This window comes from Pseudacidovorax intermedius, assembly GCF_003350475.1.
GTDB lineage: Bacteria > Pseudomonadota > Gammaproteobacteria > Burkholderiales > Burkholderiaceae_C > Xenophilus > Xenophilus intermedius.
Genome location: NZ_QQAV01000001.1, coordinates 23883 through 47583, shown reverse-complemented (window position 1 = coordinate 47583; position 23701 = coordinate 23883). Strand labels below are relative to the sequence as shown.

Sequence of the window (23701 nt, the reverse complement as noted above, 5' to 3'; positions counted from 1 at the left end):
CGCGATTTTGCCCGGGACGCCACATCCTCATGGACAGCGCGGGCCTTCGGCGCCGTGAAACGGCGGTGCGCAGGGATGCCTCGGGCGCTGACTATCGCGGACGATTTCTGCGCGACCACGCCAGCGATGTTCACGACGGAGAGTGCGGCCGGAGGAATCCCTGCTGTACCGCCACATCCTGCAGGTTGCGCCTCACCCAGCGCAGCACCGGGTCGTCCGCCTGGTGCCGGTGCCACTGCATCGCGATGCGCACGGGCGGGATGTGGATCGGGCAGGTCATCATCCGCAGCGGCAGCGTCTTCAACAAGCCCTTGGCGAAGGATTTCGGAATGGTGGCGATGTGCGAAGTCCCGACCACGCATTCCGCCACGGCCGAAAAGGTCGGGACGCGCATCGCGATGCGCCGCACGACGCCCTGCATCTCATAAGCGACCTGATCCAGGGTCGGCAATCGGCCGTCGCCGAGGAGCGGCACGACGTGCCCCATCTTCTGGAAGGCCTTGAGCGAAAGGGTCCGGCCGATCAGGGGGTTCTCGGCCCACGCGATGCAGCAGAACGAGTCCGAGAGCAGCAGCTCGCTGGGGTGATGGCTGGCGACGGCGGAGGCGCCCAGCAGCACCAGGTCGACATGCTGGTTCTCCAGTTCGGGCGAGTCGTATCCCGAGACCGGCCGGACCGCGAACGTGAGCCGAGGCGCGGTCGTCTCGGCCATCCGGAACAGCGGCACCAGGACGGTACTGAACACATAGTCCGACGCCACGATCGTGATGTTCCGCTCCATGCGCAGCGGGTCCGTCTCGGGCCGCAACTGCGTCAGCGCCTGGGCGCGCGACAGGATGTCCCGCACAGGATCGATCAGGGATTCAGCAAACGGCGTCAGCGCGTAATGCCGCCCTTCCCGCAGCAGCAATGGGTCCTGGAAGTAGTCCCGCAGCCTTGCCAGCGCGGCACTGGTCGCAGGCTGGCTCAGGTGCATCTGCTTGGCCGCCCGACTGACGTTGCGGTGCGCCAGCAATGCATCCAGACATGCAAGGAGATTGAGATCCAGCCGGTTGATGCGCATCCGCAAACTATAGGTCAGGCAAATAGTTTGAATCCAAAAGAACAGTTTTTGTTTATGGCCGCCCGCTGGCACAGTCCCGTTGCGAACAACGCCGATTGAACAGGAGACCCCATGCAGGATGCCCAGCAGACGCCGGACGGCGATGTCCAGGGACGCCCCAAGACGCTCGCCGAGGCGCGCGTCTGGATGAAGACGAGGCTACGCTCTCGCACCCACCCGATGAACGCGCTGGATCCGGACGAGGGCGTCGATCTGATCGACCGCCTGCCCGGACTCGGCGGCGCCGAGTGGGCCGCTCATTGGCGCGAGGCCGGCGACGCCTGCAGCGCATCCGCTGAAAGGGCCGAGCAGGCAGGGTCGCGGGACGAGGCCTGCCGACTGTTCATGAAGGCGAGCGGCCTCTACTTCATGGGCCGGTTCCCATGCCCGGATCACCCGGCCAAGCTGCGCTGCGCCGAGCTCGAGCGGGAAACCTACCTGAGGGCCGCCCGCCTCTGGACGCTACCGGTGCAGGTGGTGCGCATTCCGTTCGCTGGCCGGGAGGGCGAGGGGGACTCGATCACCGCCCTGCTGCGCAGGCCCGCGAATGTCGAACGTCCTCCTGTGGTGGTCATGTGGGGAGGGGTCGATGCCTGGAAGGAGCAGATGACCCAGGCCTGCGATGCCCTGCTCGCCTTGGGTATAGCGACGGTCGCGATGGACAACGCCGGCACGGGGGAGTCGCCGGTCAAGGGTGTGCAGGACGCCGAGCGGCAGTTCACGACGGTGTTCGACTGGATCGACACCCAGTCCGACCTCGACGGTCAGCGCCTTGCCTGCCTGGGGCGTTCCTTCGGCGGCTACTGGGCCACCAAGTTGGCACTGCTTTACCCCGACAGGCTGAGGGGCGCGGTGAATTGGGGCGGCGGCGCGCACTACATGTTCCAGCCCGACTGGATCGGCGCATCGCGCTACCCGGACAGCTACCTGATGGGGCTCGTGGAGACCCGCTGCCGCATGCTGGGTGCCCGCAACGACGACGAGTACCTGGCGTTCTTCAAGCGCCTGTCCCTGCTCGACCAGGGCTTGCTCGACCGCCGCAGCGCACCGCTGCTGCTGGTCAACGGCCGCGAGGACAAGCAATGCCCGATCGAGGATCTGCACTTGCTGACCGAACACGGCAATCCCAAGCATGTGCGCCTGTTTCCGGGCGGGCACATGGGCCTGACGCCGCAGACCTTGCCCACCATCGTCTCCTGGCTGGCGGGGCAACTGGGAGTTGCGGGATGACCGGGTCGCTCAAGCTGGAGGTCTTCGGCGCAGAGTCCGCGTCGGCCATCGTCCTGCTGCATCCCATCGCGACCCGCGCCGAGGTGTGGTGCCTGCAGGTTCCGATCCTGGCGCGCCGCTTTCGGGTCATCGTTCCGGATTTGCCCGGACATGGCGGCTCTGCGCCGCTGCCGCCGGGGGCGGCGTTGCATGACTACGCGGCTGCGGTCCTGGGCGCACTCGAACCCCTCGGCCTGAACGAGTTTTCCGTGGCAGGCCTGTCGTTCGGAGGCATGGTGGCCCAGGCGATGGCGCTCGCGGCGCCCTCTCGGATCCGCCGATTGGTGCTCGCACATTGCGGCGCGGTGACGCCTGCGCCCGTGACCGCCCTCTGGCAGCAGCGGGTGGCGGATGCACAGGCCGGCGGCATGGCGCAGCAAGTTCGTCCGACGCTGGACCGCTGGTTCACGCCGGACTTCCTGGACCGGGCGCCCGCGGCGAGCGACTGGATCGGCCGCATGGTCGCCGACACCGCTCTGGCGGGCTACATCGCGGCCGTCCATGCCATCTGCGGCCTGGACCACGTGGCGTCGCTGGTGCGGTTGCAGATGCCGACGCTCGTCATCGCGGGGCAGAAGGACATGGCGGTTTCCCCGGCGGTCTCGCAAGCGCTGGCCGCGGGCATCCCGGGGGCCGAGTTCCGGTTGATGGCCGACGCCGCGCACATGAGCCATGTCGAGCAGGCGGCGACGTTCACCGAGACGCTGGACGCCTTCCTGCAACCTTGAAGTACCGGCCCACCGGGCCCAGAAAGAGGCCCGCCAGGCATGGCAGACCCCCATTGGAGACATCATGTCCAACTCTGGAATCAGCAGAAAGTCCTTCCTCTTCACACTGGCCGCCGCAGCCTGCCTGGGCGGCGTGCCGCCGGTGCTGGCGCAGGAGCGCGACAACCGGGTGACGCGCATCATCGTTCCCTTCGGTACGGGCGGTGCGCCCGACATCGTCGCCCGCCTCCTGGCCAACGTCCTGGGCCAGCGGACGGCAAAGACCTTCATCGTGGAGAACCGCGGTGGCGCCAATGGAAACATCGGTGCCGACATCGTGGCCAAGGCGCCGCCGGATGGTCATACCCTGCTCCTGCATGGTCCTTCCCTGGCCATCAACCCCAGCATCTACAAGAAACTCCCGTTCGATACGGAACGCGACCTGCGGCCGGTGGTGGAAGTCTGTGCGGCCGAAGGCATGCTGTTCGTCGTCAATGCGGCGAACCCCGCCAAGACGCTCGCCGACTTCATCGCGGCGGCCAAGCGGCCGGCCGCCAAGCTGGCCTATGCCTCTCCTGGTGTGGGGAACGCCTTTCACCTGGCCGCCGAGAACTTCCTCAATGTCGCTGGCGTGCAGGCGGTCCATGTTCCCTACAAAGGCGCAGGAGAGGCCGTCACCGCATTGATGGCCGGAGACGTGCAGTTCCTGATCGGTTCGGCGCCCAGCGTCGGGCCGCAGTTGCAGGCGGGTCGCCTGAGGGCCCTGGCATTCGCGGCCAAGCGCCGGAGTGCGGAATTCCCGAACGTTCCTACTTTTGCCGAAAGCGATCTGCAGGGGCTGGAGATGACGCTGTGGTACGGCCTCTTTGCCCCGCGCGGAACCCCGGACGCCGTCATCGCCGCCCTGAATGCCGACGTGCGAGCCGCGCTCGGTGATCCGGGCATGCGTCAGGTCCTGGCGCAGCAGGGCCTGGTGCCGGTGGGCGGCGAGCCGATTCAGCTCGGGGAGCTCCTGCACAGCGACATCAGCCGCTACGGCATGCTCGCGAAGCGCGCCGGAATCCAGCCGGAATGAGCACGATGGAACCCCACAAGACCGAACCGCGGGAAGACCGGCTTCCGCCGCTTCCCGAGGCGCAATGGACGGACGCGCAGCGGGCGCAGGCGCAAGAGATCATCGCGGGCCCGCGCGGCAAGCTGATCTCTCCCTTTGTCCCGCTTCTGCGAAGCCCGGAACTCATGGGCCACTGCCAGCGCATGGGCGAATACCTGCGCTACCGGAACACCATCGGACAGCGGCTGACCGAGCTGGCCATACTGGTCACCGCGCGCTTCTGGGACCAGGGCGCAGAGTGGGCGATCCATGCCCCGATTGCGCAAAGCGAAGGCGTCGACAGGGCAACGATCGACGCCATCGCTCACCACGCAACGCCCTCCGCAATGCCACGGGACGAGCAGGTGGTCTACGAGGTCTGCACCGAGATCCTGCGGGACAAGGCGCTGAAGGACGCCACCTGGGCTGCGTCCGTCGCCCTGTGGGGAGAGCAGGGTGTCATGGACCTGGTCGGCACCGTCGGCTACTACAGCCTGCTGGCGATGGTCATGAACGCCGCCCGGACACCTGCGCCCGCCACGGGCGCTTCATTGCCCATCGCCAGGGCATGAGGTGAGCGGGAGGCGGCCGCCGAAGTTCGTTGCCGGCCGCCCACCTTCCTGTTTCGGGCGCGCGGGTCTTGCCGGCTCAGTGGCTTTCGCCCGATCTCACCACTGGCCGGTCTCGACGCGGATCGCGACCTCGCAGTCGTCGAAGATTTCGAGCTTGGCGATCTTCACGCGCACGCCCAGCACGCCGGGCAGCTGCATCAGCCGGGCGGCGACCTGGCCGATCAGGCTTTCCAGCAGGTTCACGTGGTGCGCGGTGCACTCGTCGATGATGATCTTTCGCACCTTGCGGTAGTCGAGCACATGGAAGATGTCGTCGTCCTGCGGCGCCAGCGGCTGCGGGCCCAGGTTGAGTTCGGCATCGACGCGGATCGGCTGCGGCGCGGTCTTCTCGCTGTCGAGGATGCCCAGGTTGGCATCGAAGCGCAGGCCCGTGAGCGTCAGGCGCTGCTGGCCGTGGAGAGGGGGCATGGACTGGGTATTCATGAAGTGTGGTTCCGGAGGTCTGCGGCCAAAGTGCTTGCCGGGGGCAGATGGCCGCGGAGCAGGCCACGCGAGAGCATCCGCGGAACCGGCTTGGCCGGGCCGCTGGATGCGCCCCCTGGAGGGGGGAGGCGCAGCGCGAAGCGCGGAGCCTGGGGGTGTTTCACATGCAGGAGAAGTCGCGGTCGAAGCGCATCAGGTGCTGGCCGCCGTCGACCAGCAGCGTGGTGCCAGTCATCGAGTTGTTCTCGAGCGCGAAGCGCACCGTGGCCGCCACGTCCTGCGGCGTGGACGAACGGCCCAGCGGCGACAGGCGGTGCAGTTGCTGGAAGCGCTCGTCGCTCAGCATGTGGCTGGTGAGCGTGAGGCCGGGCGCCACGCCGACGACGCGCACGCGCGGCGCCAGGGCCAGGGCCAGCAGCGGCGTGGCGGCCTCCAGTGCGGCCTTCGACAGCGTGTAGCTCAGGAAGTCGGGGTTCGGGTTCCACAGCTTCTGGTCCAGCAAGTGGACCACGGCGCCGTGGCCGTCGCGTTCGTCCAGATGCTGGCGCAGGGCCTGGGCCAGCAGGATGGCGGCGCCGGTGTTGCTGCGCAGATGGGCCTCCATCGCGGCATAGCCAAAGCTGGCGGCATCGTCGTGCTCGAAGCGCGAGGCGCTGTGCACCACGGCGTCGAGCCGGCCGAACTCGGCCACCACCTGCGGCACCATGGCGCGCACGGCCGCCTCGTCCTCCAGCTCGGCGCTGATGATCGCGGCGCGACCCGAGAGCCGGGCGCAGTCGGCGGCGGTGGTCTGGGCCTCTTCGCGCGAGCTGCGGTAGTGCACCGCCACCTGCCAGCCGCCCGCGGCCAGGGCCAGGGCGATCTCGCGGCCGAGCCGGCGGCCGGCGCCGGTCACCAGCACGGTACGCGGTTCACTGGCAGGGGGAAGGGCACTCATGGATGGGGGCGATGAAAGTGGAGCGGGCGTCCTGGTGGGCGCGGCAGGACGGCAAGTCCACCAGCGCCGGACCGCCCGCGCGTTGCAGGGAGAATGGGCGCCGTGAGCACCCCGACGACCCCGCCCAGTGTACCGACCGCCTCTTCCGCATCTTCTGCCTGTGCAGCGCTGGTGCGGCGCGCCATCGAGCGGGACGGTGGCTGGCTGCCCTTCGACCGCTTCATGGCGCTGGCCCTCTACGCGCCCGGCCTGGGCTACTACGCGCACGGCAGCCGCAAGTTCGGCCACCTGCCGCAGTCGGGCAGCGACTTCGTGACCGCGCCCGAGCTGTCGCCGCTGTTCGGTCAGAGCCTGGCCGTGGCCGTGGCCGACGCCTTCGACCATACCGGTACCGACGAGGTCTGGGAGTTCGGTGCCGGCAGCGGCGCGCTGGCCGCGCAGCTGCTGGACAGCCTGGGTGAGCGCGTCGCGCGCTACACCATTGTTGACCTCTCGGGCGCCCTGCGCGCGCGGCAGCAGGAGCGCCTGGCGCCCTGGGCCGGTCGTGTGCGCTGGGTCGATGCGCTGCCCGATGGCATCGAGGGCGTGGTCGTCGGCAACGAGGTGCTGGACGCCATGCCCGTCCAGCTGCTGGTGCGGCGCGCCGGCCAGTGGCTGGAGCGCGGCGTGACCGTGCAACCCGACGGCACCTTCGGCTGGGATGACCGCTCGACCGACCTGCGCCCGCCCGTCGAGCCCGAGGGCCCGCAGGACTACCTGACCGAGGTGCATCCCCAGGCCCGCGCCTTCATCGCCACGCTGGCCGAGCGCCTGAAGCGTGGGGCCGCCTACTTCCTGGACTACGGCTTTCCCGAAGCCGAGTACTACCACCCGCAGCGCCACATGGGCACGCTGATGTGCCACCAGGCCCACCGGTCCGACGACAACCCCCTCGTGGCCGTGGGCGACAAGGACATCACCGCCCACGTCGATTTCACCGGCGTCGCGCTGGCCGGCCAGGACGCCGGCCTGGAAGTACTGGGCTACACCAGCCAGGCGCGCTTCCTGCTCGACTGCGGCCTGGCCGAGCGCATGATGGACGCCCCGCTGGCCGAGCGCGCCCTGGCGGCCCGCCTGATCCACGAGCACGAGATGGGCGAGCTGTTCAAGGTGCTCGCCTTCGCCGCCGGCGACGCCTGGGATGCGCTCGGCTTCCGCCAGGGCGACCGCAGCCACACCCTCTGATTTCTTCATTTCACCGACCGCCACGCGCCATCCCCGTCCGCCCATGAACGATCTGCTCCGTACCGCCCACGCCCTGGCCGACGCCGCCGCCGCCCAGTCGATGGCGCATTTCCGCCAGCCGCTGGACATCATCACCAAGGCCGACGAAAGCCCGGTCACGCTGGCCGACCGCGCCGCCGAGCAGGCCATGCGCGACATCCTGGCGCAGGCGCTGCCGCAGGACGGCATCTACGGCGAGGAACACGGTCAGCAGAACCTGGACGCAGCCCGCGTGTGGGTGCTAGACCCGATCGACGGCACGCGCAGCTTCATCACCGGCTCGCCGCTGTGGGGCACGCTGATCGGCGCCCTCGAAGGCGGCCGTGTGGTGCTGGGCCTGGTCGACATGCCGGTGCTTGGCGAGCGCTGGGTGGGCCAGGACGGCGTGGCGATGCGAAACGGCCAGCCGGTGCGCGTGCGCGACTGCACGCAGCTGGCCGATGCGCGCATCTTCACCACCTCGCCCGACATCTTCTCGGCCGCGGACTGGGCTGCCTTCGACCGCCTGAGCCGCCAGTGCGCCATGCGCCGCTTCGGCGGCGACTGCTACAGCTATGCGCAACTGGCCGGCGGCACCATCGACCTGGTGGTCGAGGCCGGCCTGCAGCCCTACGACTACCTGGGCCCCGCCGGCCTGGTGGAAGCCGCGGGCGGCGTGATCACCGACTGGGAGGGCCAGCCGTTGGGCCTGCATTCCGACGGCCGCGTCGTGGCCGCTGCCACGCCCGAGCTGCACCGGCAGGCCCTCGCGGCCCTGGCTGGCTGAGCGAGCCGCAACTCCGTCGCTCATGCTGCGCTGGCTGCTCGTCACCATGCTGGCCCTGCTGCTGCTGCAGGGCCTCACGGGATGGCTGCGCAAGCTGGGCTTCGGCCGGCTGCCGGGCGATTTCGAGTTCAGGCTCTTCGGCCGCGTGTGGCAAGTGCCTGTCGCCAGCACCGTGGTGCTCAGCATGATTGCGGCCGGCGTGGCCCGGCTTCTCTGAGCTTCTTTCCCATCCATCACGACCCAAGGAAATCCTGCGCATGAAAGCCTGCGTCGACATCGGCGGCACCAAGGTGGCGGTGAGCCTGGCCAAAGCTGGCAGTACCGATCTGATCGCCCGGCAGAACGCACCCACCGCCAAGACCGGCGACAACGAGGCCGTGGCCCGGCAGGTGATGCAGCTCATCGAGGCCGCCTGCGCCGAGGCCGGCGTGCCGGTGTCCCAGGTGAACCAGGTGGGCGTGTCGTCGGCTGGGCCCTTCGTGCTGCGCGAGGGCGCCATTGCCCTGGCCACGCCCAACATCTGCGGCGGCCTGGCGGGTCCCGACCGCGGCCTGCCCAACGACTGGACCTTCGCGCCCATCGAGGCGCCGCTGGCCGCGCGCTTCGGCCGCGTGCGGGTGGAGAACGACGCCGTCGCCGCGCTGGAGGCCGAGCGCCGCTGGGGCGCGTTGCAGGGCCAGGACCACTGCGCCTACGTCACCTGGAGCACGGGCGTGGGCGTGGGTCTGTGCGTGGACGGCCGCACGCTGCGCGGCAAGAACGGCAACGCTGGCCACGCCGGCCACCTCTTCGTCAGCGACGACGACAACGACGCCCTGTGCGGCTGCGGCAACCGTGGCGACGTCGAATCGCTGGTGGCCGGCAACGCCATCGCCCGGCGCTTCGGCGTGGACGCCGCGGCGCTCTTCGGCGCCGCACAGCAGGGCGATGCGAAGGCCCTGGCCACGGTGGACGCCCTGTGCCGCGTGATGGGCCGTCTGCTCTACAACCTGGTGGCCGCGCTGGACCTGTCGCGCATCAGCCTGGGGGGCAGCGTGTTCTGGCACAACCGCGACTTCCTGCTGCCGCGCCTGCAGTCGCAGCTGGACGGCCGCCTGCCGGCGCTCACCGACGGCGTGCCACTGGTCGCGGCGGGGCTGGGCGACAAGGTGGGCGACTACGCGGCACTGGCGCTGGTCGACTGAACCACGGCCCGCCGCTCAATCGACCCCGCCGTCCCCTGGCGGGGCGAACTGCGCCAGCACCTGCGCCTCGGTCAGTTCGGGCGTCTGGTTGGCCAGGTCGTAGAAGACCGGCTTCTTGTCGACGTAGATCTGCTGCGTGATCTCGAAGTCGTCCGTGTCGAACAGGCCGGCCGGCACGAAGAACTCGCCTGTGGGCAGCAGCTTGTAATACAGGTGCGTGCCGCAGCGGGTGCAGAAGGCGCGCTCCGCCCAGTCCGACGAAGCGTAGACGCCCACCAGCGCTTCGCCTTCGACGCGCAGCCCGGTGCCGCAATGCACCGCCAGCATCGGCCCGCCGCCGCCCCAGCGGCGGCAGTGGCCGCAGTGGCAGGCGCCGATCTCGCGCGCATCCGGGGAGTCGACGCGCACGGCGCCGCAGAGGCATTGGCCTTTCATGGGTGTTCCTTGGTGGTGTTGCGCGGCACGGCGGGTGCCGGCCGCCGCGCACCACTCTAGCGGTGCACGGCGGTGGCCGGGCCGATGCCCATGGGCCGGGCCGTGGATGTTCAGGCCGCGCGCCGCTCCCGCGGCGCGGCGACGGCGTGCGCCAGCTCGCCCAGCCGCTTCAAGGCCGTTGCCAACGCCGGTGACCAGGGCAGGCCGCAGTTGATGCGCACGAAGCCGTCGCAGCGCGCGCTGTTGGAGAACAGCGTGCCCGGCGCGATCAGGATGTGTTCTTCCAGCGCCGCATCGAACAGCGCCTGCGCCTGCGTGCCGGGCGGCAGCTCCACCCACAACTGGAGCCCGCCGGGCGGCAGGTTGATGCGCGTGCCGGCCGGGAAGTGCGCGGCGATGGCATCGGCCGTGCGCTCGCGCTGCAGCCGCAGCGTCTCGCGCAGGCGGCGCAGGTGGCGGTCGTAGGCGCTCGTGGCCATGAACTCGCCCACGGCCCATTGCGACAGCTCCTCGTTCATCCGCGTCTGGGCGAACTTGAGCATCTCCACCCGCGCATGCCAGCGGCCGGCGTGGATCCAGCCCAGCCGCAGCCCGGGCGCCAGCACCTTGTGCATCGAGGCGCAATGGATCACGCCGCCCTCGGTGTCGAAGGACTGGACGGCACGCGGCACGGCGTCCGCGTCCAGCAGCTCGGTGTAGGTGTCGTCCTCGATCAGCGCGGCGCCGTGCGCGCGGCACAGCTGCACCAGCCGCTGCTTGTGGGTGTCGGGCATGACGCTGCCCAGCGGGTTCTGCAAGTGCGGCACCACCACCACGGCCCGGATGCGCTCGTAGGTGCGCAGGGCCAGCTCCAGCGCCTCCAGCGAGAGGCCGGTCTGCGGGCTGGTGGGAATCTCCAGTGCCCGCATGCCCAGGCTTTCGAGCGCCTGCAGCAGGCCGTAGAAGGTGGGCGATTCGACGGCCACCGTGTCGCCGGGCTGGGCGACGGCCCGCAGCGCCAGGTTGAGCGCCTCGATGCAGCCGTTGGTGGGCAGGACGTCCTCGGGCGCGAGGTGCATGCCGGCGCGCAGCGCACGCCGCGCCACCGCCTCGCGGAAGGGCGTGCGGGCGCGCGAGGGCGAGGCCTGCGTCAGCAACTGCGGCCGCTGGCGCAGGCTGCGCATCATGGCCGCGCGCAGGGCGTCGGCCGGGTAGAGCTCGGGCGAGGCGCGCGCGGAAGAGAGGTCCAGATGCACCTCGCCCCAGCGGCGGCGGGTGACGAAGTCCGACACCGTCTGGTGGATGCCGACGAACTGCGCGGGATCGGGTGGCCGGTCGGCCGCGGGCTCGTCCATGGGCACCATGGCGAGGCGGCGCGGCTGGCGCACGAAGTAGCCCGAGCGCTCGCGCGCCTCGGCAAAGCCCTCGCCTTCGAGCGTACGGCAGACCTGCAGCGCGGTGGACAGGCTCACGCCATGCAGCTTCATCAGCTCGCGCAGCGAGGGCAGCCGCTCGCCGGGCTGGAGCGTGCCGTCACGGATGGCCTGGGTGTAGTGCTGGGCCAGCTGGCGGTAGCGGGGCAGGGGGGACATGGCTGCGATGGTGCGTCGCCAGCGCGTATCGGAACAGATGCAGTTGGGCGGCGAATCGACCATAACAGAACGCTTTTCGGCGCCGCTGTTGCGGTCGATGTCCGCGCAGGGTGTGCCTGTTTTGCAGGCAGCGTCAGGCCTACGCTGGAGGCCACTTCAACGCACCGACCGAGGACCTGCCATGACCGCCCGCCATGCCGCCCACTTCCCTGCTGCCGATCCGGCCTGCATCGACCCTGGCGAATGCCTGCTGCTGCCGGTGAGCCGCGGCACGCTGCTCTTCGCCGTCGAAGGCCATGTGCGGGTGGTGGAGCCGCCGCGCTGGGTCGCGGAGCAGATGGTGGCCATGTCCCATCATCTGGACGCTGGCCAGCCCCATCAGGTCGATGCCGAGGGCTGGGTTCAGGTACTGGCGCTGGACGATGCGCCCGCGCGGGTCGCCTGGCTCATGCCCGCGGCGCCGACCTCCGCGCTGGCGGCCGGCTTGCAGGCGCTTTGGCGGGCGGCCCTGGCGCGGCTGGCGCGTGTCGGCAGGATCGGTGGGCCGACTGCGCTCAGATGAACATCCCGCCGGAGACTTCGACGCGCTGCGCGGTCATCCAGTGATTGCCCGGCCGCAGCAGCGCGGCTACGGCGCCGCCGATGTCGTCGGGCAGGCCCACGCGGCCCTGGGCGGTCTGGGCCGCGATGGCCGCATTCATCTGCGCGCTGTCGCGCACCACGCCGCCGCCGAAGTCGGTCTCGATGGCCCCCGGCGCGATCACGTTCACGGCGATGCGGCGCGGGCCCAGTTCCTTGGCCAGATAACGCGTCAGCACCTCGATGCCGCCCTTCATGGTGGCGTAGGCCGCATAGCCGGGCAGCGAGAAGCGCGCGAGACCCGAGGACACGTTCAGCACATTGCCGGCATCGGCCAGCAGCGGCAGCAGCGCCTGCGTGAGGAAGAAAGGTCCCTTGAGGTGCGTGGCCATCAATTCGTCGAACTGGGCTTCCGTGGTGGCTTCGAAGCTGGCATGGATGCCCATGCCGGCGTTGTTGAGCAGGATGTCGAACTGCGTACGGCCCCAGGTCGTGGCCAGCGCCTCGCGCATGGCCGCGGCAAAGCTGGCGAAGGTATCGGCGCGTGCGACGTCCAGTGGCAAGGCCACGGCGCGCCGGCCCAGGGCCTGCACCTCGCGCACCACGGCCTCGGCCTCGTCGGCGCGGCTGCGGTAGGTGAGGATCAGGTCGACGCCGTCGCGTGCCAGATGCAGTGCGGCGCTCTTGCCCAGGCCGCGGCTGCCGCCGGTGACGAGGGCGATGCGGGCGGTGTTCGTGATGGTGGTATCGGTCATGGTCGGCTTCCTTGTATGGAGCGGTGGATGGGGTGACTGGAACTTTAGGCAAGGGCAATCGCCAGAAAAAGACGCGCAAAATGACTTCACTGTCATTTATGGGTGACCAATGGACCTCGATTCCCTTCGCGTCTATGTGCAGGTGGCCGAGCTCGCCAGCTTCACGCGGGCGGCCGAGCGCCTGGGCCTGACACGGGCACGCGTGTCGGCCATCGTGCAGCAGCTGGAGGCTGGCCTCGGCACCCGGCTGCTCCAGCGCACGACCCGCACCGTGCGCGTGACGCCCGATGGCGAGGCCTTCCTGGAGCGGGCGCAGACGCTGCTCGCGGACGCGGAAGACCTGCAGTCGCTGTTCAGCCGCCAGCCTGGGTCGCTGCGGGGGCGCATCCGTGCGGACGTGCCGCTGCAACTGGGCGCACGGGTGGTGCTGCCGAACCTGCCCGCCTTCCTCGCCGACCATCCGCTGCTGGAGGTGGACCTGGGCAGCACCGACCGCCGGGTGGACCTGGTGCACGACGGCTTCGACTGCGTGCTGCGCGTCGGCGTGCTGCAGGAGTCGGGACTGGTGGCGCGGCCGGTCGGGCAGATGGTGCAGGCCAACCTGGCCTCGCCCGCCTACGTCGCAAAGCACGGCCACCCACGCAGCCTGGACGATCTGCGCCAGGGCCATCGGCTGGTGCGCTATTCCTCGCGCCTGGCGGGCTGGCCGGCCTTGTGGGAGTACGAGGAGGAGGGTGAGCCGCGCAGCTTCGAGATGCCGGCGGTGATCACGGTGAACAACACGCTGGCCTACGAGGCCGCCTGCCGCGCCGGCCTGGGGCTGATCCAGGCGCCCGTGTTGGGCCACCGGGAGGCGCTGGCGCGCGGAGAACTGGTGGAGGTGCTGCCCGAATGGCGCGCACCACCACTGCCGATCACGCTGCTCTATGCCCATCGGCGGCAGGTGCCGCGCCGGCTGCAGGTCTTCATGGACTGGCTGGCCGGCCTGGTCGGCCAGGCCCTGGCCGAGGACGACGCGGCCCGCCGCCGCTGAGCACTCTGCGCGGCGGGGTCAGCCCACGCCCGGCGCCTCGCGCAGCGCGTCCAGAAAGGTCCGGCGCCACCAGTGCACATCGTGCTCGCGGATGCGCGACAGCAGCTTCTGGTGGCGGGCCCGGCGCTCTTCCAGCGGCATGTGCAGTGCCTGCTGGATGGTCTCGGCCGTGCCGTGGGTGTCGTAGGGATTGACCAGCAGCGCTTCCTTCAGCTGCTCGGCCGCGCCGGCGAAGCGCGACAGCACGAGCACGCCCGGATCGGCCGGATCCTGCGCGGCGATGTATTCCTTGGCCACCAGGTTCATGCCATCGCGCAGCGGCGTCACCAGGCCCACTGCTGCGGCGCGGCACAGCCCCGGCACCCGCTTGCGGGCCACCGTGCGGTGGATGTAGCGCACCGGCATCCAGTCGAGCTCGCCGTAGTCGCCATTGATGGCGCCGCACAGCGACTCCAGCTCGCGGCGGATGTCGCCATAGGCATCCACGTCCTCGCGCGTGGGCGAGGCGATCTGGATCAGCGTCGCACTGCGGTGGTTTTCCGGATAGCGCGCCAGCAGCTCACGGAAGGCGCGTGCCCGCTGCGGAATGCCCTTGGAATAGTCGAGCCGGTCGATGCCCAGCAGCAGGCGCCGCTGCGAGTACTCGCGACGCACCGTCTCGTGCATGTCGCGCGCTTCCTTGGCATGCGTAAGTGCCAGGAACTCGTCCACATCGATGCCGATGGGAAAGGCACTGGCCCGCACCGTCTGGCCCCAGGCGCGGAACTGGTCGTTGCCCAGGGCCTCGCCATGCGCCTCGTTGCTGACATAGCGCTCGAAGTGCTGCACGTCCTGCTGCGCCTGGAAGCCCACCACGTCATAGGCGAACAGCGAGCGCATCAGCCACTCGTGCTGCGGAATGGCCGCCAGAATGATCTGCGGCGGCAGCGGGATGTGCAGGAAGAAGCCGATCTTCTGCTTGCAGCCCATGGCGCGCAGCTCGGCGGCCAGCGGGATCAGGTGGTAGTCGTGCACCCACAGGATGTCGTCTTCCTGCAGCAGGGGCATCAGCTTGCGCGCGAACAGCTGGTTGACGCGGCGGTAGCCGCCGATGAAGCCGGCGTCGAAGTTGGCCAAATCCAGCCGGTTGTGGAACACGGGCCACAGCACCTTGTTGCTGTAGCCGAGGTAGTAGGCGTCGTGGTCCTCGCGGCACAGGTCCAACGTGGCCAGCGTCACCTTGCCGGCCTGGTGGCGATGCAGCTCACCTTCGCCGGTGGGCCCGTCCTCGACGATGGTGCCGCTCCAGCCGAACCACAGGCCACCCGTCTGCTGCAGCGATTCGCCCAGCGCCACAGCAAGGCCGCCTGCGGCCACCTTGCGCGGATCGGCCACGCGGTTGGAAATCACGACCAGTCTTGCCATGTCTCTTTGCTTCTCCTCGTCGGTTGTGCGGCGCCTCAGCGGGGCGCCGTCCCTGGCGCGGCCAGTGCGTCGGCCGCCTGCTTGAGCCATTCGTACACCGCAGCCGGGCCGTCGACCCGCGCTGTGGCGCGCGTGCTGCCCGGCCCTACCTTGATTCCCAGCCCACCGAAGGCCTGGGCCACGGCGAAGCCGCTTTCGTCAGTGGTGTCGTCGCCGAAGAAGAAGGGCTTGCGGTCGATGAACGGCGGCTCCTTCAGGTAGGCCGTGATGGCGGTGCCCTTGTTGGTGCCGGCGGGTTTGATCTCGACCACGCACTTGCCGTGCAGCAGTTCGAACTCCGGGCGGTCACCGACCGTTTCGGCCATGGTGTCCAGGCAGAGCTGCTCCAGTTCTGGCGCAAGCCGGTAGTGCAGCGCGACTGCGGCCTGCTTGCGCTCGACCAGCAGGCCGGTGTGGCGGTTGGCCAGCGCGTTGGCCGCGGCAATCACCTCGGACAGGTCGGTCGGCGCGCGCTCCATCAGTTGCCCTTCGGCGTCGCGTCGGTGTGCACCGTGCTCGCCAGCGGTAGGCAGACGCAGGGGCGCGAGAAAGCGGTCGAGCACGTCCACGGGTCGCCCGGAGACGATCGCCACGGCGCCGTCAAGAGCGTCGTGCAGCTGGGCCAGCAGCGGCACCAGACCGTCCGGCACCTTCACCGCCTCGGGCGTCTCCGCGATGCCGACCAGCGTGCCGTCGAAGTCCAGGAACAGGGCGGCGTCGCTCCCTGGCAGGAAAGGCATTTGCATCGAGACGACCTTAGCAGCCGGGTGGCGTGGGCGGCGTCGGCCAATGCCGCGCGGTGCTGAGGGCGCAGGGACGAAGATCTGACCTCGCGCCCATTGGCGCAGTCATGCCAATCCGTCCGGGAGGAGAGAGTCTGTGAAAACTGCTGGAAGCCGGCCTGTGGCCGTCAAGCCACTCAAGCGAAGCGCTGCGCGAAAGCGCGGTGTACCGGGGCCTTCGCGATCGCTCTGGTGGCCCGTCGTGCGCAACCTCTTCGCCACGCTCCATGAAGTGCCGATCGCGGCGCTGAGCGCCCTGTTGGTGATGGCGGGCGCTGCGGTGGTGCACCGCTATTGCATGTTGATCGGCTACGCGCCTGAGGCGGGCGTCTCGATCAGTTTCGGCGCCGCTGTCGCGCTGGTCGTGCTGCTGGGCTTGGCGTTCCTCTGGCTTCTATTGCAGGCGCCGGTCTGGGTCCCGGCGCTGTACGAACTTCCGCGCCTGGGCTTCAAGGAGGCCGTACTCACGCAATGCGTGGCGTTTTTGGCTTTCGCTGTATGGACCATTTCTCGTAGCACACCAGCGGCATGGGAATGGATCGGCGGCTTGACCACGGCCCTGCTGGTGATGGCCAGCGCACTGGGCAGATTGATTCTGGCGAGAGGGGCGAGGTGGTGGCGCTTTGCGCTCAGTGTGCTGGCGGCTGCTACGGGCTGTGCGCTCGTGCTTGGGGCGCTGATCCTGATCCTGAAACTCGGCGTTTTCGACCCCGATGTGGCTGAGTGGGTTTTCTGGCTCGCGGCGTTGGCGGTACTGAGCCTCACCACTCTGTTCAACGCACTGCCTGGGCTGGGAAAGAACGCCTTTGTCGTCAGCGTCGCTTTGGTGGGCGTCGTGCTCGGCGTGATCGGGGTCATTGGCCGATCCGGTTTCATCGCCGAAGGTGCCGCCGCCGTCGTCGGCCTGCGGATTGACGGCGAATCGCAGCTGCGCGTCAACCGCGCTGCCTGCCTGACGCTGCTGTCGGTGGTGCCGGTGCGCAAGAGCGATCCGCGCTTCAAGCTGGCCGACGAAGCGACCGGCCCAGGTTGCCGTGACTACGGCAATGCCGTCACGGCCCGGGTCGATCTGCGCGGCGGCGGTCGCTGGGTGCTGCAGGTGCGCAGCATCAACGGCTGGGATGCGGATCCGGCAGCGTCGCGGGTGTCGGTGACGGACAGCGCCGTCGAACTCGTGCTGCGCCCCTTGCCCGACGCCCTTGCGCCCTCCCCGGCATCAGCCGGGCATTCCTGAAATGGCCGTTTCGCGCGCCGCCTGGATCGCCTGCCCGATCTGCGGCCCCTTGGCGCCGCGGGCCTGGGCTTCCCGGGCGATGGGCTCGGTGGCGACGGCCTGCACGGCGGCGAGGACGGCCAGCAGGCGATCGCGTTGGGGATAGGGCCGCTCGTCGAAGCCCAGGCGACCGCGGGCGTCGCATTCGCAGGCGAGGAGTGCATCCGCGAAGCGCTCCGGCCGCCGCAGGGCATCGCAGCGCTCCAGCAGGCGCAGCAGGGCGGCGGGGCCCAGTTCGCCGCTGCGGTGGATGTTGCCGTGCTCGCGTGCCACGACGTCGGCCAGTTCGCGCACCTCGGTGGGCACGCGCCAGCGCTCGCACAGGCCGACCAGCAGGCGGGCGCTGCGCTGCTCATGCCCGATGTGGCGCGGGAGCATGTCGGCGGGCGTGGTGCCCTTGCCCAGGTCGTGCGTGAGGCAGGCGAAGCGCACGGGCAGTGGGGCCTGCAGCCGGGCACTCATGTCCAGCACCATCATCAGGTGCACGCCGGTGTCGACCTCGGGATGGTGCTCGGCGCGCTGGGGCACGCCCCACAGGCGCTCCACCTCGGGCAGCAGCACGCGCAGGGCGCCGCAGTCGCGCAGCACCTCGAACATGCGCGAAGGCTTCGGCTCCATCAGCCCCCGGGCCAGTTCCTGCCACACGCGTTCGGGCACCAGGGCATCGACTTCGCTGGCCTCGACCATGCCGCGCATGAGCGCCAGGGTCTCGGGCGCCACACTGAAGTCGTGCAGCTTGGCGGCGAAGCGCGCCAGGCGCAGGATGCGCACCGGATCTTCGCGGAAGGCCTCGGTCACATGGCGCAGCACCTTCTGCTGCAGGTCGCGCTGGCCGTGGAAGGGGTCGATGAGCGCCTCGGTGCGCAGCGGCTCGATGTCGGCCAGTTCAGCCGGCAGGGCGATGGCGTTGATGGTCAGGTCGCGGCGGGCCAGGTCCTCGTCGAGCGTGACCTCGGGCGCGGCATGGACCACAAAGCCGCGGTAGCCCGGGCCGCTCTTGCGCTCGGTGCGGGCAAGGGCGTATTCCTCGCGCGTGTCGGGATGGAGGAAGACCGGGAAGTCGCGGCCCACCGGCAGGTAGCCGGTGTCCAGCATCTGCTGCGGGGTCGCGCCCACCACCACCCAGTCGCGGTCGCTGCCGGGCCGGCCCCGCAGCGCATCGCGGATGGCGCCGCCGACAAGAAACTTCTGCATCGGGGCAGTGTAGGGGCGGCCCCTCGTGCGCCGCTCAGTCGCGTGACTTGCGGTACGGCTCGTCCATCGGCACGAAGTCATGTTCGGCCAGGGCCTCGTCGACCCAGGCCTTCACGCCCGGCAGTGCGTAGAGGCGGTCGATGTAGGCATCGACGGCTGCGGGCACCGGCAGACCGTAGGTGCGGATGCGCGTGGCCACCGGTGCGTAGTACGCATCGGCGATGCCGAAATCGCCGAAGAGCATGGGGCCGCCGTGCTGCTGCAGCAGGCCTTCCCACATCTGGCCGATGCGCGCCAGGTCGGCGGCGACGGCCGGCTCCTCGCGCATCAGGCGGGCGCCGACGTCGTGCAGCGAGGCCTCGATGTTCATGCCGCAGTGGTTGCGCAACGCACCGAAGCCGGCATGCATCTCCGCGCAGATGCTGCGGGCATGCGCCCGGGCCGCGGTGTCTGCCGGCCAGAGCTGCTTGTCGGGAAAGCGCTCGGCCAGGTATTCGGCGATGGCCAGCGTGTCCCACACCACGATGGGCCCGTCGACCAGCACCGGCACCTTGCCGGTCGGGTTGACGGCACCCACCACGGCCTTGAAGCGCGAGTCCGCCTCGAAGCTGTCGAAGCGCACCATCACCTCCTCGAAGCCGATGCCGGCCTGCTTCATCAGCACCCAGGGGCGCATGGACCAGGACGAGTAGTTCTTGTTGCCGATGTAGAGCTGGAGCGTGGACACGGGGGATCTCCGGGGTGGGTGAGAGACAGAGGGGTGCCGGCCATGCTAGGGGCGATCCCCGCGCGCATCGATGCAAAAAATGACGGCGATTGATGCGTGCCGTGACATGCCTTCGCCGTCCGCTGGATGCAGCCGGCGCGCGGGCGTTGTTCAGTGGCCGTTGGCTGGGCCTCGGCCAGCTTCGTCGTCACGGCCAGACGCCCGCCTCTTCTGCGTGTGATCGCCGCCGCGCGGCGGCCCGGTCATGCGGCTCACCCAGATCACCAGCCGCGGCATGGCCTGGAGCACGGCCAGCCCCAGCAAGGCACTGAGGATGGCCGTCACCTCGCGACCCAGGCCGCAGGCCATGCCGATGGCGGCCGTCATCCACAGGCCGGCGGCGGTGGTCAGGCCTTCCACCTGCTCCTCGTTGCGGCCGCGCTTGAGGATGGTGCCCGCACACAGAAAGCCCACGCCGGCGACGAGGCCCTGGATCACGCGGCTCATGTCGGCCGGCTCGATGCCGGCCTGCTGCGGCACCAGCACGAACAGGGCCGAGCCGATGGCCACCAGCATGTGCGTGCGCACGCCGGCGGCCTTGCCCTCGTATTCGCGCTCGAAGCCCAGCAGCAGACCCAGCAGCGCCGCCAGGAGCAGGCGCACCACGATGCGCACCAGCTGGGCGAGATCGGGCACGTCCGAAAACTCTGTGGCCAGCGTGTCGGCGACGACGTCCATCCAGTCCATGGCGCTCCAGAGCGATCAGCGGATCAGGGCAGGTCCTTGTTCGGCTCGGGCTCGGCCGCGTTGCGCGGGCCCACGCGGCCCAGCCGCTCCTTGATGGACTGCGGCCGGCCATAGATCAGCGCCGCATAGTTGGTGGTGTTGGCGATCACCTTCTTCACGTAGTCGCGCGTCTCGGCAAAGGGAATGTTCTCGGCCCAGATGGCGGCGTCGAGCACCGGCCCGTTGCGCCAGCTGCGCGGCCGGCCCGGGCCGGCGTTGTAGGCGGCGGCGGCCAGCGGCATCGAGCCGTCGAAGTCGTCCAGCGCCAGCTTGAGGTAGTTGGTGCCGATGGTGATGTTGGTCTCGCGGTCGGTGATCATGTCCGGCGAATAGGGCAGGCCGATCTTGCGCGCCGTCCAGCGGGCGGTGGCGGGCATCACCTGCATCAGGCCCGAGGCGCCGACGCCCGAGCGGGCATCCATGATGAAGCGGCTTTCCTGGCGGATCAGGCCGTAGACATAGGCCGGGTCGAGGCCGATGTCCTGGCTCTTGCGCAGCACCGTGTCGTGGAAGGGCATGGGAAAGCGCTGCACCGCATCGATCGTGCCCTTGGTGCGCTCGCTGGTGTTGATGCAGCGGTCCCACACCTCACGCTGGCAGGCCAGGTCGGCGGCGGCCAGCAGTGCGCGGTCGTCCATGCCGCCGCGGTCGTGCAGGTTGGTGGCGTAGTTCCATTCGCGCACGCCCTCGGGCCGCAAGCCGATGGCGATGGCGTAGAGGCCGCGCTGCAGCGAGGGGTTGTTCTGCGCGGCGGCGCGCTCCTCGGGCGTGAGGGGCGCGGGCGCCGTGGGCACCTGGGCGCGCTGGCCCAACTCTTCGAGCGCCAGCAGCTCATAGAAGCCGCGCGTGCCGGCGATGGTCTCCAGCAGCGTGCGGGCCTCCTGCTGGCGGCGCTCGCCACCCTGGGCCAGCAGGGCGCGGGCGCGCCAGTAGACCCAGGTCGGGTCCTGCTGCGCCTCTTCGCTCATGGCGCGCACGGCGGCGTCGACCTCTTTCCACTCGCCCATGCGCAGCGCGGCGCGCACCTTCCAGCCGAGCATGTCGTCGGTCAGGTCGCTGTTCTTGCTGACATTGGCGAAGTAGACGAAGCCCTGCGGCGAGAGCTTCTGCGCCGCCTGGCGGCCGATGCTGCCCCAGACCCAGTTGCGCTCCTCGGGGCTGAGCATGGGGCCCCACTTGCTGTCGAGCTGGGCCGCCGCGGTGTCGGGATCGGCCACGGCCATGCGCAGCAGCGCCAGCACGACCATCTCCTTGCGGCCACGGGAGGCGGCCGAGGCCGCGCCGAGCAGGAACTTGACCGCGCTGGCGTTGACCTGGTCGAAGGTGGGCAGCGCCTCGGGCGCGACGAGGTTGATGGCCGCGCGGGCGGCGCTGGGGCGATTGGCCTCCATGGCGATGCGCGCCTTCTTCCAGGCGTCGGACTTCGGCATGGCGCCCGCGCCGATCAGCCGATCGGCGGCGGTGAGGCAACCATCGTCGAGGTCGCGCTGCGCCAGCCAGTTGCGGCGCACCTGCTCGACCTGCGCCGTGGTGGCGCGGCCGCTGCGCAGCGCATCGACCAGCACGGCGTAGCACTGCACCTCGCGGTCGTCGTTCATGCGGAAGGCGGCATGGGCGGCGGCGAACTCGTCCCAGGCGCGGCGCTGGCCCATCAGCAGCAGCCAGTCGTTGCGCAGGCGGTCTTCCTGGTAGGTGCCGGGGTAGCGGGCAAAGAAGGCGTTGACCTCGTCGCTGCTGGCCTCGCCCAGGCGCGCCTTCAGTTCCCAGTAGGCGGCCCAGGGCTCCAGTGCATGGCCGCGGGCCTGCGGCAGCAGGGCCGTGAGGCGGGCCTTGTCGCCACGCTGGAAGGCCTGCTTCATCTGCAGCAGCACGTCGTCGTTGCGGTTGGCCTGCGCGCAGGCCGGCGGTGCGAGGGTGGCGGCCACCAGGGCCAGGGCGGCGAGCCAGCCGCGGCGGGGTGACAAAATGCCTTGAAACTGCATCGAAGGATTATGGACAAAGCACACGGTGAAGAACGCGCGGGCACGGCGGCCTTTCTCAAGTCCCAGGTCCGCGCGGCGCTCATCGAGCAACGCCTGGCGATGCCCGACCGCCTACAGCGCGCCGACCTCCTGCAGCGCGTGATGCGCTTCTGGCTGGTGGGCCGGCCCGACACGGTGATCGGCGCCTACTGGCCCATCAAGGGCGAGTTCGACCCCCTGCCAGCGCTGCACCGCTGGAAGGAGGATGGCGAGCTGATGGAAGAGCCCCAGCGCCGCCGCATCGGCCTGCCGGTGGTGGACCGCGAGACCAAGACGCTCACTTTCCACGTCTGGTACCCCGGCTGTCCCATGGAGAACGATGCCTACGACATCCCCAAGCCCAAGGACACCGAGCTGATCGTGCCCACGCTGCTGTTCGTGCCCTGCCTGGGCTACAGCGCTGGCGGCTACCGGCTGGGCTACGGCGGCGGCTTCTACGACCGCACGCTGGCGGCGCTGGAGCCCCGGCCCTTCACCGTCGGGCTGGGCTTTGCCAACGGTTTCGTCGACGACTTCGAGCCCGAGGCGCATGACGTGCCGCTGGACGCGATCCTCAACGACAACGGCGTGGTCTGGCCCGTCGGCTGACCGGCGCCTCGGGGTGCCTTAGGAGTACCGGTTTCGCTGGATGGGCGATTCGGCCGACCGCGCAGACACGCTGTGCGGTCGGTGTTCAGTCCAGTTCCGTGAGCGTGTCCGGGTCCGGCCCGTCGCCGATGGTCTTGCGCGTGACCGCGGCCTGCTCGCGCAGCCAGTCGCAGAAGGCGCGGATCTCCGGCCGCGCGGTACTGCGCGGCGCCACCAGCAGCCAGTAGGCCATCGGCGAATCCATGCGCTGGCGCGGCAGCACCTCCACCAGGTCGCCGCTGGCCAGGCTCTCGGCGATGAGCGGGCTGCGCGCCAGCACCACGCCCTGGCCCGACAGGGCGGCCTGCACCATCTGATAGGCATAGTTGAAGTACAGCCAGCGCCGCGGCTGGGTGCGGGCCAGGCCTTTGGTCTCAAACCAGCGGCGCCAGGTCAGCCATTCGAGGTGCGTGCGGTGCGCGTCACCGGCCTCGATCAGCGTGAAGCGGGTGATGTCCGCCGGCTCGCGGATGGCCGGATTGCTCTTGATGAGCCAGGGGCTGGCCACCGGCATCAGCGTCTCGCCGAACAGGCGCACCGCGCCTGCCGGCATGGCTTCTGCGGGGCCGTAGCGCAGGGCCATGTCGATGTCCGCCAGGTCCAGGTCCATCGCCACATCGCTGGCATCGATGCGGATGTCGATGTCCGGATGCGCCTGCTGGAAGGCCTCCAGCCGCGGGATCAGCCACATCGAAGCGAAGGAGGCGAAGGTGGTCAAAGCCACGCTCTTGCGGCCGGCGCTCTGGCGGATCTGCCGTACCGCGCCGTCGATGCGCGGTAGCGCCTGTTGCGTGGCCAGCAGCAGCTGCGCGCCGGCGCTGGTCAGCTCCACCGCCCGGGTGTGGCGCAGGAAGAGCGGCACGCCCACCTCTTCTTCGAGCGACTGGATCTGGCGGCTGACCGCGGACTGGGTCAGCGCCATCTCCTCCGCCGCGGCGCGGAAGTTCAGGTGCCGGGCCACAGCCTCGAAGGCGCGCAGGTAGCCGGCGCCGATGGGCCGGGTGCGCAGGTGGGTCTGGGAGTGCTGCATGGGCGGGACGGGCAGGAGGGGCGGGCGGCGATTGATGCGTCGCCGGCATCAGTAGCCTAGCGCGTTTTCATTGGACCGGCTGCGCCTTGC

Annotated in this window: 25 protein-coding genes; 12 read left to right on the top strand and 13 right to left on the bottom strand. The window is 69.8% G+C overall.

Translation table 11 applies throughout. The features are described 5' to 3' along the window. Positions 1-130 precede the first annotated feature (130 nt). Complete coding sequence (locus DFR41_RS00215; protein WP_017761282.1) at positions 131-1063, bottom strand: LysR family transcriptional regulator; 933 nt, start codon at positions 1061-1063, stop codon at positions 131-133. Between the two features lie 111 nt (positions 1064-1174). Between DFR41_RS00215 and DFR41_RS00210 the strand changes: the two genes are divergently transcribed. From DFR41_RS00210 to DFR41_RS00195, 4 genes are all read left to right on the top strand, one after another. Continuing rightward, complete coding sequence (locus DFR41_RS00210; RefSeq protein WP_114801304.1) at positions 1175-2332, top strand: alpha/beta hydrolase family protein; 1158 nt, start codon at positions 1175-1177, stop codon at positions 2330-2332. Beyond that, positions 2329-3099, top strand: coding sequence for an alpha/beta fold hydrolase (locus tag DFR41_RS00205; RefSeq protein ID WP_017760100.1), 771 nt, complete (start codon positions 2329-2331; stop codon positions 3097-3099). The genes DFR41_RS00210 and DFR41_RS00205 overlap by 4 nt, the downstream gene beginning before the upstream one ends. A 64-nt stretch (positions 3100-3163) precedes the next feature. After that, positions 3164-4153 (top strand): Bug family tripartite tricarboxylate transporter substrate binding protein, encoded by a 990-nt coding sequence (locus DFR41_RS00200; RefSeq protein ID WP_170159290.1) that lies wholly within the window; start codon positions 3164-3166, stop codon positions 4151-4153. 5 nt (positions 4154-4158) lie between these two features. After that, the gene (locus DFR41_RS00195) at positions 4159-4743 is read left to right on the top strand and encodes a carboxymuconolactone decarboxylase family protein (RefSeq protein WP_043115764.1); all 585 of its coding nucleotides are present in this window, start codon (positions 4159-4161) and stop codon (positions 4741-4743) included. A gap of 96 nt (positions 4744-4839) precedes the next feature. On the opposite strand, the gene DFR41_RS00190 is transcribed toward DFR41_RS00195, so the two are convergent. Together DFR41_RS00190 and DFR41_RS00185 are read right to left on the bottom strand one after the other, a co-directional pair. Further along, positions 4840-5226: a dihydroneopterin aldolase gene (locus DFR41_RS00190; RefSeq protein WP_043115762.1), complete on the bottom strand. Its 387-nt coding sequence runs from the start codon at positions 5224-5226 to the stop codon at positions 4840-4842. A gap of 160 nt (positions 5227-5386) precedes the next feature. Beyond that, positions 5387-6163: an SDR family oxidoreductase gene (locus DFR41_RS00185; protein WP_043115760.1), complete on the bottom strand. Its 777-nt coding sequence runs from the start codon at positions 6161-6163 to the stop codon at positions 5387-5389. Positions 6164-6256: 93 nt separating this feature from the next. Here DFR41_RS00185 and DFR41_RS00180 point away from each other — a divergent pair, with 93 nt between their 5' ends. The 4 genes from DFR41_RS00180 to DFR41_RS00165 are packed head-to-tail and all read left to right on the top strand — an operon-like array spanning position 6257 to position 9376. Then, the gene (locus DFR41_RS00180) at positions 6257-7387 is read left to right on the top strand and encodes a class I SAM-dependent methyltransferase (protein ID WP_043115758.1); all 1131 of its coding nucleotides are present in this window, start codon (positions 6257-6259) and stop codon (positions 7385-7387) included. A gap of 43 nt (positions 7388-7430) precedes the next feature. Further along, positions 7431-8192: a histidinol-phosphatase gene (gene hisN, locus DFR41_RS00175; RefSeq protein ID WP_017762138.1), complete on the top strand. Its 762-nt coding sequence runs from the start codon at positions 7431-7433 to the stop codon at positions 8190-8192. A gap of 22 nt (positions 8193-8214) precedes the next feature. Then, positions 8215-8409 (top strand): DUF2905 domain-containing protein, encoded by a 195-nt coding sequence (locus DFR41_RS00170; protein ID WP_017762137.1) that lies wholly within the window; start codon positions 8215-8217, stop codon positions 8407-8409. A 40-nt stretch (positions 8410-8449) separates the two neighbouring features. Beyond that, the gene (locus DFR41_RS00165; protein ID WP_114801302.1) at positions 8450-9376 is read left to right on the top strand and encodes an ROK family protein; all 927 of its coding nucleotides are present in this window, start codon (positions 8450-8452) and stop codon (positions 9374-9376) included. A 15-nt stretch (positions 9377-9391) separates the two neighbouring features. Here the strand turns inward: DFR41_RS00165 and DFR41_RS00160 are convergent, their stop codons facing one another. Both DFR41_RS00160 and DFR41_RS00155 read right to left on the bottom strand, forming a co-directional pair. Next, a complete protein-coding gene (locus DFR41_RS00160) occupies positions 9392-9811 on the bottom strand; it encodes a GFA family protein (RefSeq protein WP_114801301.1) in 420 nt (139 codons plus the stop codon). A 110-nt stretch (positions 9812-9921) separates the two neighbouring features. Next, a complete protein-coding gene (locus DFR41_RS00155) occupies positions 9922-11382 on the bottom strand; it encodes an aminotransferase-like domain-containing protein (RefSeq protein WP_114802114.1) in 1461 nt (486 codons plus the stop codon). A gap of 181 nt (positions 11383-11563) precedes the next feature. Here DFR41_RS00155 and DFR41_RS00150 point away from each other — a divergent pair, with 181 nt between their 5' ends. Further along, positions 11564-11944 carry a hypothetical protein gene (locus DFR41_RS00150; RefSeq protein WP_114801300.1) on the top strand — a complete coding sequence of 127 codons (381 nt, stop codon included), beginning with the start codon at positions 11564-11566 and terminating at the stop codon, positions 11942-11944. Here the strand turns inward: DFR41_RS00150 and DFR41_RS00145 are convergent. After that, complete coding sequence (locus DFR41_RS00145; RefSeq protein WP_114801299.1) at positions 11937-12716, bottom strand: SDR family NAD(P)-dependent oxidoreductase; 780 nt, start codon at positions 12714-12716, stop codon at positions 11937-11939. The two genes, DFR41_RS00150 and DFR41_RS00145, sit on opposite strands and share 8 nt — an antisense overlap. Before the next feature lie 109 nt (positions 12717-12825). Between DFR41_RS00145 and DFR41_RS00140 the strand changes: the two genes are divergently transcribed. Further along, complete coding sequence (locus tag DFR41_RS00140) at positions 12826-13749, top strand: LysR family transcriptional regulator (protein WP_114801298.1); 924 nt, start codon at positions 12826-12828, stop codon at positions 13747-13749. An 18-nt stretch (positions 13750-13767) separates the two neighbouring features. Here the strand turns inward: DFR41_RS00140 and otsA are convergent, their stop codons facing one another. Continuing rightward, positions 13768-15153 carry an alpha,alpha-trehalose-phosphate synthase (UDP-forming) gene (gene otsA / locus DFR41_RS00135; RefSeq protein WP_017757419.1) on the bottom strand — a complete coding sequence of 462 codons (1386 nt, stop codon included), beginning with the start codon at positions 15151-15153 and terminating at the stop codon, positions 13768-13770. A gap of 35 nt (positions 15154-15188) precedes the next feature. Next, a complete protein-coding gene (otsB, locus tag DFR41_RS00130) occupies positions 15189-15938 on the bottom strand; it encodes a trehalose-phosphatase (protein ID WP_114801297.1) in 750 nt (249 codons plus the stop codon). Between the two features lie 238 nt (positions 15939-16176). Between otsB and DFR41_RS00125 the strand changes: the two genes are divergently transcribed. After that, positions 16177-17208 (top strand): hypothetical protein, encoded by a 1032-nt coding sequence (locus DFR41_RS00125; RefSeq protein ID WP_017757417.1) that lies wholly within the window; start codon positions 16177-16179, stop codon positions 17206-17208. On the opposite strand, the gene DFR41_RS00120 is transcribed toward DFR41_RS00125, so the two are convergent. The 4 genes from DFR41_RS00120 to DFR41_RS00105 form a co-directional block, all read right to left on the bottom strand. Beyond that, entirely contained in the window at positions 17191-18441 is a 1251-nt protein-coding gene (locus DFR41_RS00120) for a multifunctional CCA addition/repair protein (protein WP_114801295.1), read from the bottom strand. The genes DFR41_RS00125 and DFR41_RS00120 overlap by 18 nt on opposite strands. 34 nt (positions 18442-18475) lie before the next feature. Continuing rightward, on the bottom strand, positions 18476-19168 hold the full coding sequence (locus DFR41_RS00115) for a glutathione S-transferase family protein (protein ID WP_280525146.1): 693 nt from the start codon (positions 19166-19168) through the stop codon (positions 18476-18478). 150 nt (positions 19169-19318) lie between these two features. After that, the gene (locus DFR41_RS00110) at positions 19319-19894 is read right to left on the bottom strand and encodes an MgtC/SapB family protein (RefSeq protein WP_114801294.1); all 576 of its coding nucleotides are present in this window, start codon (positions 19892-19894) and stop codon (positions 19319-19321) included. 23 nt (positions 19895-19917) lie between these two features. After that, positions 19918-21915, bottom strand: coding sequence for a lytic transglycosylase domain-containing protein (locus DFR41_RS00105; protein WP_114801293.1), 1998 nt, complete (start codon positions 21913-21915; stop codon positions 19918-19920). 9 nt (positions 21916-21924) lie between these two features. Here DFR41_RS00105 and DFR41_RS00100 point away from each other — a divergent pair, with 9 nt between their 5' ends. Beyond that, the gene (locus tag DFR41_RS00100; RefSeq protein ID WP_114801292.1) at positions 21925-22542 is read left to right on the top strand and encodes a 5-formyltetrahydrofolate cyclo-ligase; all 618 of its coding nucleotides are present in this window, start codon (positions 21925-21927) and stop codon (positions 22540-22542) included. Between the two features lie 85 nt (positions 22543-22627). Here DFR41_RS00100 and DFR41_RS00095 read toward each other — a convergent pair whose 3' ends face one another. Continuing rightward, positions 22628-23611: a LysR substrate-binding domain-containing protein gene (locus DFR41_RS00095; RefSeq protein WP_017761208.1), complete on the bottom strand. Its 984-nt coding sequence runs from the start codon at positions 23609-23611 to the stop codon at positions 22628-22630. Between the last annotated feature and the right edge of the window lie 90 nt (positions 23612-23701).